Origin of the sequence: Salinivibrio sp. YCSC6 (assembly GCF_004916735.1) — a bacterium.
GTDB lineage: Bacteria > Pseudomonadota > Gammaproteobacteria > Enterobacterales > Vibrionaceae > Salinivibrio > Salinivibrio proteolyticus.
The window spans coordinates 2,125,886-2,138,323 of record NZ_CP039516.1 but is presented as its reverse complement, the minus strand read 5'-3'; the positions used below and the strand labels follow the sequence as shown (position 1 = coordinate 2,138,323).

12 protein-coding genes are annotated in these 12,438 nt (G+C 50.6%); all 12 read right to left on the bottom strand.

Annotation, left to right across the window (positions count from 1 at the left end):
- Window positions 1-31 precede the first annotated feature (31 nt).
- Complete coding sequence (gene lipA, locus E8E00_RS09840; RefSeq protein ID WP_069587428.1) at window positions 32-997, bottom strand: lipoyl synthase; 966 nt, start codon at window positions 995-997, stop codon at window positions 32-34.
- The gene (gene lipB / locus E8E00_RS09835) at window positions 994-1,644 is read right to left on the bottom strand and encodes a lipoyl(octanoyl) transferase LipB (protein WP_069587427.1); all 651 of its coding nucleotides are present in this window, start codon (window positions 1,642-1,644) and stop codon (window positions 994-996) included. Before lipB ends, lipA begins: the two co-directional genes overlap by 4 nt.
- Before the next feature lie 84 nt (window positions 1,645-1,728).
- On the bottom strand, window positions 1,729-1,998 hold the full coding sequence (ybeD, locus tag E8E00_RS09830) for a DUF493 family protein YbeD (RefSeq protein WP_069587426.1): 270 nt from the start codon (window positions 1,996-1,998) through the stop codon (window positions 1,729-1,731).
- A gap of 142 nt (window positions 1,999-2,140) precedes the next feature.
- The gene (locus E8E00_RS09825; protein WP_371414237.1) at window positions 2,141-3,292 is read right to left on the bottom strand and encodes a serine hydrolase; all 1,152 of its coding nucleotides are present in this window, start codon (window positions 3,290-3,292) and stop codon (window positions 2,141-2,143) included.
- 112 nt (window positions 3,293-3,404) lie between these two features.
- Window positions 3,405-4,223: a septal ring lytic transglycosylase RlpA family protein gene (locus tag E8E00_RS09820; protein ID WP_096631137.1), complete on the bottom strand. Its 819-nt coding sequence runs from the start codon at window positions 4,221-4,223 to the stop codon at window positions 3,405-3,407.
- A gap of 5 nt (window positions 4,224-4,228) precedes the next feature.
- Window positions 4,229-5,347 (bottom strand): rod shape-determining protein RodA, encoded by a 1,119-nt coding sequence (rodA, locus tag E8E00_RS09815; RefSeq protein WP_077455581.1) that lies wholly within the window; start codon window positions 5,345-5,347, stop codon window positions 4,229-4,231.
- Window positions 5,344-7,230 (bottom strand): penicillin-binding protein 2, encoded by a 1,887-nt coding sequence (gene mrdA, locus E8E00_RS09810; protein WP_096631140.1) that lies wholly within the window; start codon window positions 7,228-7,230, stop codon window positions 5,344-5,346. Before mrdA ends, rodA begins: the two co-directional genes overlap by 4 nt.
- 6 nt (window positions 7,231-7,236) lie before the next feature.
- Complete coding sequence (rlmH, locus tag E8E00_RS09805) at window positions 7,237-7,707, bottom strand: 23S rRNA (pseudouridine(1915)-N(3))-methyltransferase RlmH (protein ID WP_069587422.1); 471 nt, start codon at window positions 7,705-7,707, stop codon at window positions 7,237-7,239.
- Window positions 7,708-7,710: 3 nt separating this feature from the next.
- Window positions 7,711-8,028, bottom strand: a complete 318-nt coding sequence (gene rsfS / locus E8E00_RS09800) for a ribosome silencing factor (protein ID WP_069587421.1) — start codon at window positions 8,026-8,028, stop codon at window positions 7,711-7,713.
- Between the two features lie 70 nt (window positions 8,029-8,098).
- The gene (holA, locus tag E8E00_RS09795; RefSeq protein ID WP_096631621.1) at window positions 8,099-9,121 is read right to left on the bottom strand and encodes a DNA polymerase III subunit delta; all 1,023 of its coding nucleotides are present in this window, start codon (window positions 9,119-9,121) and stop codon (window positions 8,099-8,101) included.
- The gene (gene lptE / locus E8E00_RS09790) at window positions 9,121-9,744 is read right to left on the bottom strand and encodes an LPS assembly lipoprotein LptE (RefSeq protein ID WP_069587420.1); all 624 of its coding nucleotides are present in this window, start codon (window positions 9,742-9,744) and stop codon (window positions 9,121-9,123) included. Before lptE ends, holA begins: the two co-directional genes overlap by 1 nt.
- A 15-nt stretch (window positions 9,745-9,759) precedes the next feature.
- A complete protein-coding gene (gene leuS / locus E8E00_RS09785; RefSeq protein WP_096631142.1) occupies window positions 9,760-12,336 on the bottom strand; it encodes a leucine--tRNA ligase in 2,577 nt (858 codons plus the stop codon).
- Between the last annotated feature and the right edge of the window lie 102 nt (window positions 12,337-12,438).

Genomic DNA, 12,438 nt, shown 5'->3' with positions numbered 1-12,438 from the left:
CGCGGCTTTTTTGTATTCTCAGCATAGAGACTTATTTAATCTCGACACCTTTGGCTTGCAAATCAGCATGGTATGAAGAGCGGACAAAGGGACCACATGCAGCATGGGTAAAGCCAAGATCCAGCGCGATAGCTTTGAGCTCATCAAACTCTTCGGGCGGCACATAACGTTCAACCGGAAGGTGATGGCGGCTTGGCGCAAGGTATTGACCTAACGTCAGCATGGTGACACCGTGGGCGCGTAGGTCTTTCAGAACCTCAATGATCTCTTCCTTGGTTTCGCCCAAGCCCATCATGAGTCCAGACTTAGTAGGAACATCTGGGTGCATATCTTTGAACTTTTTCAGCAGATCCAGTGACCACTGATAGTTGGCACCGGGGCGCGCTTTACGATACAAGCGAGGCGCTGTTTCTAAGTTATGGTTAAACACATCCGGTGGATTGTCACGCAGGATATCTAGGGCGCGATCCATTCGGCCTCGGAAGTCAGGTACCAAGGTTTCGATTTTGATCTCAGGGTTGAGCGCACGGATCTCACGGGTACAGTCGGCAAAATGCTGTGCCCCGCCATCGCGAAGGTCATCGCGGTCAACTGAGGTGATCACGACATAACGAAGCTTCATGTCTTTAATAGTTTGCGCCAGATGCTTGGGTTCGTCCGCATCAGGGGCAACCGGACGGCCATGGGCGACGTCGCAAAATGGGCAACGACGGGTACAAATCGCACCCAAAATCATGAAAGTGGCGGTACCGTGGCTAAAGCACTCTGCCAAGTTTGGACAGGAGGCCTCTTCACACACAGAGTGAAGGTTGTTTTTGCGCATCGCATCTTTAATTTCTTTGATGCGAGAGGTTTCGGCAGGGAGCTTGATCTTCATCCAATCAGGCTTGCGCAGCACTTCTTTTTGCTCGGTCGGCATATTTTTGACCGGGATAAGCGCCATCTTTTCGGCATCGCGGTACTTAACGCCGCGTTCCATCTGAATCGGTTTGCTCATAAATCGCTGCTTTCCGTTGTAACCTCAACCTGAGTATATCCCAGTTGTTGAGTTAAAGTGTCTACTAGCACAGGTTGGACGTCTGTTAGGGTTGCGCCTTCAACCTGATCACTCAGTTGCGTCATCGCCATCCCCGCATACCCACAGGGGTTAATGCGTTGAAATGGAGATAAATCCATATTGATGTTGAGTGCCAGTCCATGGAATGAGCACCCGCGACGAATACGGAGCCCAAGGGAACAGATTTTTGCGCTATCCACATACACACCGGGCGCATCGGGACGCGCGTAGGCGGTTACGCCATAATGGGCGAGGGTAGCGACAACGAGATTTTCAATATGGCTAACCAGTTCTCGAACGCCGACTTTTTTACGTTTTAAATCAATTAAAAAGTAAACGACTAACTGACCGGGACCGTGATAGGTCACTTGTCCCCCTCGATCTGATTGTACGACGGGGATGTCTCCAGGGACCAAAACGTGTTCCGGTTTACCCGCTTGACCTTGGGTGAAGACGGGATCATGTTCGACCAACCAGACTTCGTCACAAGTATGTGCATCACGGCTATCCGTGAAGTCACGCATCTGCTGCCAGGTTTGCGGATAAGGTCGGCGGCCCAGATATCTAACAACTAGTTGGTGCTGCAAACCGATTACCCATATTGTTATCTGTGGGGGTATTATAGAGGTTGGCGGCGTGATTAAAAGCCGCCAGCCGTGTGGGTATTCTGATTAAAGAACCATACGAACGATTTCGATCTCGCCAAGTTCTTTATACAAGGTTTCTACTTGCTCGATAGAGGTGGCAGTAATGGTCACCGATACCGAGTGATAGTTACCTTTTGCGCTCGGTTTCACCTTTGGGCTGTAGTCACCTGGCGCATGTTGCTGGATCACACCTAGAACAAGGTCCGGCAATTCAGGCTTAGCATGGCCCATAACCTTGTAAGTAAACTGACAAGGAAACTCCAGCAAGTCTTTTAGTTTTGGTTGCTCTTGCATGTTAACTCCCAATGGGCAGGCCGAGAACGGCATACCTATGTGCGATGGATCACGATTAACGCGAAATACTAATCTGCTCTGGGACAGAAAACAAGCCGCCCACCAAGTTGGTGGGCGGGAATGGGACTAAATGGTAAGCGGCTTAGCCCAGTAAGTTTTGAAACATCATAACAATGTAATCAATTAACCGGCTGAATAATCCACCTTTTTCGACGTCGTTCAACGCAACCAGAGGGTATTCGGCAACATCTTCTCCATCCACTTGATAGAACAGCTTGCCTACTACATCCCCTTTGCTGATCGGTGCTTCAAGGGTTTTTTCCAGCACGAAGCTCGCTTTTAGATCTTGTGCTTTGCCGCGAGGAAGTGTGACGTAGGTATCTTCGGTCACCCCGAGTGACACTTCATCGGTATCCCCCATCCACACTTTTTCAGTCACAAAGGTTTCATTTGCTTTGTGTGGGGCGACGGTTTCGAAGAAACGGAAGCCATAGTTCAATAGCTTTTTACTTTCAGCTTTACGTGCGTTAGCACTTTTGGTGCCCATCACGACAGCAATCAAACGCATCTCGCCTTCAGTGGCTGAGCTCACCAGGTTATAGCCGGCACCATCGGTGTGGCCCGTTTTGATACCGTCAACGTTAAGGCTCTTGTCCCACAATAGGCCATTGCGGTTGTATTGGGTAATCCCGTTGTAGGTAAACGCTTTCTCTTTGTAAATGCGGTATTCCGTTGGCACATCACGGATCAGCGCCTGCGCCAGTAACGCCATGTCATAAGGGGTAGTGTAAAGATCTTTAGAGTCGAGGCCATGCACATTCGAGAAATGCGTGCTGTCCATGCCCAGTGTTTCACCCCAACGGTTCATCAGATCCACAAAAGCATCTTCAGAGCCCGCGACATGTTCCGCCATCGCGACACAGGCATCGTTGCCTGATTGAATGATAATGCCTCGGTTAAGGTCGGCTGCTTTCACCGTGGTCCCGACTTCGATGAACATCTTGGATGAACCTGGGAAGTTTTTCGCCCACGCATTTTCGCTGATCACCACGTCATCATCCATGGAGATGTTGCCGCGCTCAACCTCTTGGCCAATCACATAACTGGTCATCATCTTGGTGAGGCTGGCCGGGTTAAGGCGTTTGTAGGCATTATTTTCGGCAAGGACTTCACCGGAGTGGTAGTCCATAAGCACGTAGCCCTTGGCGGCAATTTGTGGAGCATCGGGTACAACAGCGGGCGCGGCTTGGGCCGTCACTGATACGAAAAGCGCAGCAGATAGCAATGTACGCATGCGGGAAACGGATTTTTTCATCATTTTTAGTACTTTTGTCGGTTATCGATGTCGATACTGTAAGCTCACTATACCAAATTGAGCACAGAGAGACAGGCTCGATTCCTTTAACTCACTGATTGTTTGTTTTAGCACTTGTGACAGATGTGTCGTCATTAACAAGTGCTTCGGTGACGATAAAAGCGCCCGGCAGTTGATGCTGTTTAGCGACTTGCATCGCTTGCTGAGCTTGGCCACGGTCGTAAAACGGACCAAAACGCACACGATACACTTGGTCGCGGCGAGCAATGTGGGTAGGTAGACCGTGTGCTTTCGTTAATTGTTCCGCACTTTGGCTGGCTTTTAATCCATCGGACAATGCAAGCAACTGGACATAGTACGCATGATGGCGGGCCGAATGCCACTCATCTTGCGCGGGTTTCTCTGGGGAGATTAAACGAAGTGCGACTGGTGCGGTACCTGTTTGCAAAACACCAAGCTTTTTTGCAGCCGCATAGCTGAGATCAATCAGGCGCTCGTTATGGAAAGGGCCGCGATCGTTGACGCGTACAATCGCTTTTTTACCGTTATTTTGATTGGTGACTTCGACGTAGCTCGGCAAAGGCAAGGTTTTGTGCGCCGCAGACATGGAATACATGTCATACACTTCGCCATTAGAGGTTTTATGGCCGTGGAATTTTTGGCCGTACCAAGAGGCAATACCCGCTTCTTGGTAACCGCGAGGCTCACGGAGTATTTCGTAGCGTTGACCATTTAAGGTGTAGTCTTTGTTGCCAGCTAAGCTATAAGGCTCATACCTTGGCTGGGCATCATCAGTGTGCACCTGCTCAGGAAGGCGCTCGGGTGCTTGGTCGTCAGCCATTTGATATCGGCCCTGTTGCGTACTGCACGCGCTCAGGAGCATGGCGAAAAGAATTACAATCGCTCGCATGTTTATTAAGCCCTAGATAGCATTTTTCGATGAGTATGAATGGACATGAGAATGCCAAAACCAGCCATCAAGGTCACCATAGAGGTACCGCCATAGCTGATCAGAGGTAAGGGTACCCCAACCACAGGCAAAATGCCGCTGACCATACCAATATTGACAAAAACATAAACAAAAAAGCTGAGTACGATACTACCGGCCATCATACGGCCGAATGCAGTTTGGGCACGGCTAGCCAACATGAGCCCACGACCGATCAAAAACAGGTACAAGGCGAGCAGGGCGCAAACACCAATTAATCCCCATTCTTCGGCAATGACCGCAAAGATAAAGTCGGTATGGCGCTCAGGGAGAAACTCGAGCTGCGATTGTGTGCCATGTAACCAGCCTTTTCCGGCCAGCCCGCCGGAACCAATTGCAATTTTAGACTGAATAATATGATAGCCCGCCCCCAATGGGTCAGACTCTGGATTAAAGAGCGTGAGCACGCGGGTGCGCTGATAGTCGTGCATTAAGAAAAACCACAGCACAGGAATAAACCCTGCGATAGCAACGACAGCGGCGGTAATCAGCTTCCAGCTGATCCCCGCGAGAAAGAGTACGAAGACGCCTGACGCGGCAATAAGAATAGAGGTGCCTAAGTCGGGTTGCTTCGCGATCATAATGGTAGGCATAAACAACAAAAAGAGCGCGATCAGCAAGGTCGTAAACTTCGGCGGGAGCGGATCCTTGCCGATAAAACGGGCCAGCATGAGCGGCACCGCCAGTTTGATTATCTCGGAAGGCTGAAAGGTGACCACGCCAAGGTCAAGCCAACGCTGGGCTCCTTTTGCCGTCTCCCCTACCAATAAGACCGCCGCCAGAAGGGCCACGCCAATCACATATAAATACGGTGACCAAAACTCATAATGACGCGGGGGCACTTGCGCCAGCGCAAACATCACCGACAGGGCTAGCAGCATCCGAACTGCTTGACGCTCCATCATCGCCATACTTTGGCCACTGGCGCTGTACATAACCACAAGGCCAAAGCCCATCAGTAATAGAATGCCAATGAGCAAGGGCAAGTCGAGGTGTAAGCGATCGAATAACGAGCGCTTACTGCTTACTTGGGCTAAGGAACTCATTGTTTTGCCTCTTTGTTCTCTTCAGCGTCTTTTTCAATCAAGATATGATCAAAAATACGACGGGCAATGGGCGCCCCGTTGCTTGACCCGCCTCCGGCGTTTTCTAATACCATAGAGACTGCCACCTTGGGATGTTCAAAGGGGGCAAAGCCAATGTAAAGCGCATGATCGCGTAAGTGCTCAGCAATCTCGTCGGCGTTGTATTCTTCATCTTCGCCCAAACCGAACACTTGCGCGGTACCGGATTTCCCGCCAGAGACATACTTTGCGGTACGGAACGAGCGTCTTGCGGTGCCTTTACGACCGTGATTAACCAATCGCATCCCTTCAAGGGCGACGTCCCAATACTTATCGCTCACCCCTTTTATGGGTGGGTAAGGTTCAGGCGTTGGTTTATGCATGCCTTGTTCATCGCGCGATAGCATCAATAATTTAGGCGCTCTGACTTCGCCGCGGTTCAATACCACGGTCAGTGCCTTGGCCATTTGCATTGGGGTTGCGGTCCAATAGCCCTGACCAATGCCGACAGGAATGGTGTCTCCTTTGTACCAAGGTTGGCGGTGGCGGCTCATTTTCCACTCTCGGTTAGGCATATTGGCACTGCTTTCTTCTTGGATATCTATGCCAGTGTATTGGCCGAAGCCGAACTTCTCCATCCACAAAGAGATTTTATCAATACCCATGTCATAGGCGATTTGATAAAAGAAGGTGTCTACCGACTCTTCAATCGACTGAACGATATTAACGCGGCCATGCCCCCATGGAAGCCAGTCGCGGAAAGGGCGAGTATTAGAGTTGGGGATCCGCCAATAACCGGGATCGTTACGGGTCGTCTTGGTGGTAATAATCCCTTCTTCCAGTGCCGCGACGGCAATAAAGGGCTTCACCGTCGACGCCGGCGGATAGATGCCTAATGTCGCACGGTTTACCAATGGTCTGTCTCTGTCATTGAGCAGGGCACTGTATTGGGTGCTGGAAATGCCGTGAACAAAAAGGTTCGGGTCATAGCTGGGGGTCGATACCATGGCTAAAACGCCAGATGTTTTCGGATCGAGCACAACTACAGCACCACGGCGATCGCCTAGGATGCCACGGATATAAAGTTGTAAATCAATATCGAGATTGAGGATCAAATCCTTACCCGGCACGGGTGGCACATATTTTAGGGTGCGGATGATTCGGCCTCGGCTATTCACCTCGACTTCTTGATAGCCCGCTTTACCATGCAACACGGGCTCGTAATATTTTTCTATGCCGAGTTTGCCGATGTCACGCGTCGCGCGATAGTTATTAAGCACATCTTTTTGACGCAGTTTGGCAATATCACGGTCGTTGATTTTTGCAACGTAACCGAGCACATGGGTCAGCGCATCGCCGTAAGGGTAGTGGCGTTTTAGATACGCCTTGATTTCCACCCCAGAAAACTGGTGCTGGTGGGCGGAAAAGATGGCGACCTCTTTATCGGTTAACTGGGTCTTTAGCGGCACCGCGTTAAAGCGACGCGAACGTCTGCGTTCTTTTTGGAAGTTGTCGATATCACTGTCAGACAGCGACAGTAATGACTGTAAGCGCGCCAAGGTGGCGGGCATATCATCGACTTGCTCAGGGGTGATTTCGAGATGATATACCGGACGGTTTTCTGCGAGCAATTTGCCGTTGCGATCATAGATAAGACCGCGGTTGGGCGCGACAGGCACCACTTTAATGCGGTTATCATTTGATCGCGTTTGATAATCTTGGTGCTCAACCACCTGAATGTGGTAGAGGTTGGTCAGCAAGATCCCGACTAAGGCAATAATCCCGACGAAGCAGACAATCGCTCGGCGGACAAACAGCGCCGCTTCGGCGCTATGGTCGCGAATTTGACTTCGTTGGCGCTTCATCCGTGATTATTCTCGATGGTAAGGATGGTTAGTCGTTAAGCTCCACGCACGATATAGGCTCTCAGCCATGACAATACGTACCAGCGGATGGGGCAGTGTCAGTGGCGATAAAGACCAACTTTGTTCCGCAGCGGCCTTACATTCTGGTGCCAATCCCTCTGGCCCGCCAATTAAGATCGCCACGTCACGAGCGTCAAGCTTCCATTTCTCTAACTGTTCAGCCAATTGCGGGGTATCCCATGGTTTACCGGGAATGTCGAGTGTCACGATACGGCTGCCGCGGTTGACCGCGGCTAACATAGCTTCGCCTTCTTTTTGCAGAATGCGGGCAATGTCGGCGTTTTTGCCCCGTTTTCCCGCGGGGATCTCAATCAGCTCTAACGGCATATCTTTGGGAAAACGGCGCTGGTACTCGGCGAAGCCTTGCTCAACCCATTTCGGCATTTTATTGCCGACGGCAATCAACTGAATCTTCATCAATTAGTTCCAGAGCTTTTCCAGTTGATAGAGCTGGCGCTGTTCTTCTTGCATTACATGCACCATCACATCGCCCAAATCGACCACGACCCACTCGCTGTCGTCTTGGCCTTCCATGCCCATCGCGCCGATATTGATAGCTTGGGCTTCGTCACGCACATGCTCTGCAATTGAAGCAACATGGCGACGGGAGTTACCGGTGCACAGCACCATAAAATCGGTAATGGAAGATTTGTCACGGACATCCAGTGTCACAATGTCACTGGCTTTCATATCATCGACCTTATCGGCCACAAACTGTTGTAACTCGGTAGCTTGCAAAAGAGACCTCTATGGTTACCGTTTGGATTACTGGCAAGCGAGTATATCACTCACTTGCCATTTGGACACATTAGCGCGGCTGAGGTTCAGGCGTTTGGCACATGAGTGCGCAAAAATAGTGCAATTCAGGCCAAGGATCGCGGCTGTAATCGGTTTTTAGACTGATTTCGAGCTGAGCCAGTTGCCGCAAAAGCTGAGTCAGACGCGGTCGCGTTAAGCGATTCAGCGCGGCAATCATCATTGGTCGGCGTGTTTGCCAGATCCGCAGTTGGTCGAATATTTTGTTTAATGGTCGCCCTTGTTGGCCTTGCTCATGGATCACATAAAGCTGCTTGAGCTCTTTTTGGATCAATCGTAGCAATAAGGTAGGCTCGTTTCCTTCTGCATAGAGCTGCTCCAAAATACGCTGCGCGCGCTGCGCTTTTCCTTCTAATAGCGCATCGGTAAGTTGGAAAGGCGTAAAATGATGATGGCGCGACAGGGCGCTTTTAATGCGAGGGAGCGTTAAAGCGCCGTCCGGATAGAGCAACTGCAGTATGTGCAGGCTTTGCACCAACGCCAGTAAGTTGCCTTCATGCCATTGCGCTAATAGCTGCAATGCCGGTTGATCCGGTTTAAGCCCCAGCCCTTGACAGCGCTGCTCGATAAAACGCGGCAGCTGGCGGGCATCGGGTGTGTTACACACCACATAGAGCCCGTGCTGAGACAAGGCGGTGAACCACTTGGCAGACTCTTGCTTTTTATTTAAACGCTCGCCTTGCACCAGCAATAAAATATCAGGATTAAGCCATTGCGCGATGTCAGCCAATTGCTTGGCTTGTGTGGTGTTAAGGCCGTTTTCTGGGCAGGTGATTTCGATAATCTGGCGTGAAGAAAACAAACTCAGCGCTTGGCAACAATCAATCACCTCCTGCCAATTGAGCTGAGCATCAATGATAAAGCGATGATGCTCTTCAAACCCTTGCTCTCGAGCGGAGCGACAAATTGCATCGCGTGATTCGAGTTTAAGCAGAGGATCAGAGCCAAACACAAGATAGGTTTGGCGCAGTGGCTGCTTGAGCTGCTGCGCCAATTGTTCTGGATAGGTTCTCATCATTGCGCGGTATCAGTCTCAGTCTGACGCGTTTCAATAATGATTTCTGGCTTGGTTGGACGCTCACCTTGTTCAAGCTGTTCCAACGCTGCTTGTTCAGCCTCACGGCGCTCAAACTCGGCAATATCACCTTTAAGCTGAGAGAGTTGACGCATGATTTGGCGTGTTGCTTCGGTCCGCATCTCCGCAACCAGCTTGTCTTGCTCGACCGATTTAGCCAATGCAGTCAGCGGGTTATCGAGGAAGTTACGACTTAGCGTGGTTGAAAAAGTATAACTGCCTTTTTGCGGCACAGTCACCCGGTAGCGAGCGACGTAGCGGAACTCTTTCTCTGCGACACGGCTGTTTTGGTAAAGCGATAGAGTTTGTTCGCTATTGCTTTCGCCAAGCAGGTGAATATTGGTCACTGTATTGGCTGGTGCAACCAGTTCAACCTTATGTTGATTGAGTTGATTGCGAAGCTGGCGTGTGAGCTCACCGTAGGGGTCGACGCTGGTTAACGACACTTGCGTGACCTCGTCCGGTAAGTTGTAGCTGTCACGTAAGGCAAACCCGCAAGAGGCGGTGGTCAAAGCGACCACCGCAACAAGCAGGAAGCGAAACACAGGTTTAAACAGGGTCACGCTACTGCTCCTTGTTTAGTTAGCAACAATGTTGACCAGTTTACCTGGTACATAGATGACTTTGCGCACGGTTTTCCCGTCAGTAAACTTAACCACATTTTCATCAGCCATCGCTTGTGCTTCGACCGCATCTTTTTCGGCGTCAGCGGCAACGGTGATTTTGGCACGCAGTTTTCCGTTAACTTGGACGATGATGAGCTTTTCATCTTCAACCATGGCGTCTTGGTCAGCTTGTGGCCATTGGGCGTCATCAATGTGCTGTTCACCCAGCGCTTCCCACAGCGTAAAGCTGATGTGTGGGGTGATTGGATAGAGCATCACAACAATCGCTTTCAGCGCTTCATCCAGCACGGCTCGGTCTTGCTCGCTCTCTTGTGGTGCTTTCACCAAACGGTTCATCAGCTCCATAATCGCAGCAATCGCAGTGTTGAACGTCTGACGACGACCCATGTCGTCACTCACCTTAGCAATGGTTTTGTGAACGTCACGGCGTAGTGCTTTCTGCTCATTGTTCAGGGCGCTAGCATCGAGTGCTGCAACGGCACCTTTTGCGCTGTGCTCGTAAACCAATTTCCACACGCGACGCAAGAAGCGGTGAGAGCCTTCGACGCCTGACTCTTGCCACTCAAGGGTCATTTCTGCTGGCGCGGCAAACATCATGAACAAGCGTACGGTGTCGGCACCATATTTTTCGACCATCAATTGTGGGTCGATACCATTGTTCTTCGACTTTGACATCTTGGTCATGCCAGTGTGCACGACTTCGCGTCCTTCATTGTCGATAGCTTTGATGATCTTGCCTTTGCTGTCGCGTTCGACGGTTACATCGGTTGGCGAGACCCAAACACGCACGCCTTTTTCATCGTTGTAGTAGAAGGCGTCGGCAAGCACCATGCCTTGGCAAAGTAGCTGCTTAAACGGCTCGTCACTGTCGACCATGTTGTCGTCACGGAGCAGTTTATGGAAGAAGCGTGAGTAAAGCAGGTGCATACACGCATGTTCAATTCCGCCAATGTACTGGTCCACCGGCAGCCAGTAGTTCGCGGCTGCTGGGTCGAGCATTTGGTCTGCTTGTGGCGAACAATAGCGCGCGTAATACCAAGATGACTCCATGAAGGTATCAAAGGTGTCGGTTTCACGCAGTGCAGGCTTGCCTTGATACTGGGTTTGCGCCCATTGCTTATCGGCTTTGATCGGGCTTTGCACGCCGTCCATAACCACGTCTTCTGGCAAGATTACAGGCAGCTCATCGCTAGGGACAGGCACCACTTCACCGTCTTCTGTGTTCAGCATTGGGATAGGTGCACCCCAGTAGCGCTGACGAGAAACGCCCCAGTCACGCAGACGGAAGTTAACGGTTTTCTTGCCTTTACCCAGCGATTCAAGCTTGGCGGCAATCGCATTAAAAGCGGCATCAAAGTCTAGGCCGTCAAATTCGCCAGAGTTAAACAGTTTGCCTTTCTCGGTATGCGCTTGTTCGGACAGATCTGGCGCTTGGCCATTTTCGTCAAGGATCACCGGTTCAATATCGAGGCCGTATTTGCTGGCGAACTCAAAGTCACGCTGGTCGTGTGCTGGCACGGCCATGACAGCGCCTGTGCCGTAGTCCATCAAGACAAAGTTGGCGACAAAGATAGGCACACGACGACCGTTTAGAGGGTGTGTCGCGTACAAGCCGGTTGCCATGCCTTTTTTCTCCATGGTTGCAAGCTCTGCTTCAGCAACCTTGGTGTTACGGCACTCTTGTACAAATTCAGCCAGCGCTGGATTTTGTTTGGCAGCGGCATCCGCAAGTGGGTGACCAGCGGCAATGCCCACATAGGTGACGCCCATCAGGGTATCAGGACGCGTGGTGTACACATCCAGTGCAGGGTGATCGCCTTCTACTTCAAAAGTCAGTTCAACCCCTTCAGAGCGGCCAATCCAGTTGCGTTGCATGGTTTTAACCATTTCTGGCCAACCATCCAATTTATCGATGTCTTGCAACAGCTCTTCTGCATAGTCGGTGATTTTAATAAACCACTGCGGGATTTCTTTTTGCTCGACCGGTGTGTCACAACGCCAGCAGCAGCCTTCGTGCACCTGCTCATTGGCCAAAACGGTTTGGTCATTCGGACACCAGTTTACCGACGAGGTTTTCTTGTATACCAACCCTTTGTTGTAAAGTTTGGTGAAGAACTCCTGTTCCCAGCGGTAGTAATCGGGACTACAGGTGGCGACTTCACGGTTCCAATCGTAACCAAAGCCCAGCATTTTCAGCTGGCCTTTCATGTAATCAATGTTTTCGTAGGTCCAAGGTGCCGGTGCGGTTTTGTTTTTAATCGCCGCGCCCTCAGCGGGTAGGCCAAAAGCGTCCCAACCGATAGGCTGCATCACGTTTTTACCTTGCAGGCGCTGGTAGCGTGAAATGACGTCACCGATGGTGTAGTTGCGCACATGTCCCATGTGCAAACGACCACTAGGGTACGGGAACATAGAAAGACAATAAAATTTTTCTTTGTTAGGGTCTTCATGAACCACAAAGGTTTTATTTTCGTCCCAATGGGCTTGAACTTTTTGTTCAATATCTTGCGGGCTATATTGTTCTTGCATCGATGGCTTCCGAGATTCTGTGAGAAAGGTAAAACCTGAAAGAGAAATATCGTCATAGAATAACGAAAGGCAAAGACCGCAACAACACTTGAATCAGGAGCA

Bases quoted from the DNA above. Each gene is read 5' to 3' on its own strand.
- lipA (WP_069587428.1), bottom strand. From the start codon at position 997: ATGAGCAAACCGATTCAGATGGAACGCGGCGTTAAGTACCGCGATGCC.
- ybeD (WP_069587426.1), bottom strand. From the start codon at position 1,998: ATGCAAGAGCAACCAAAACTAAAAGACTTGCTGGAGTTTCCTTGTCAG.
- E8E00_RS09825 (WP_371414237.1), bottom strand. From the start codon at position 3,292: ATGCGTACATTGCTATCTGCTGCGCTTTTCGTATCAGTGACGGCCCAA.
- E8E00_RS09820 (WP_096631137.1), bottom strand. From the start codon at position 4,223: ATGCGAGCGATTGTAATTCTTTTCGCCATGCTCCTGAGCGCGTGCAGT.
- rodA (WP_077455581.1), bottom strand. From the start codon at position 5,347: ATGAGTTCCTTAGCCCAAGTAAGCAGTAAGCGCTCGTTATTCGATCGC.
- mrdA (WP_096631140.1), bottom strand. From the start codon at position 7,230: ATGAAGCGCCAACGAAGTCAAATTCGCGACCATAGCGCCGAAGCGGCG.
- rlmH (WP_069587422.1), bottom strand. From the start codon at position 7,707: ATGAAGATTCAGTTGATTGCCGTCGGCAATAAAATGCCGAAATGGGTT.
- holA (WP_096631621.1), bottom strand. From the start codon at position 9,121: ATGAGAACCTATCCAGAACAATTGGCGCAGCAGCTCAAGCAGCCACTG.
- leuS (WP_096631142.1), bottom strand. From the start codon at position 12,336: ATGCAAGAACAATATAGCCCGCAAGATATTGAACAAAAAGTTCAAGCC.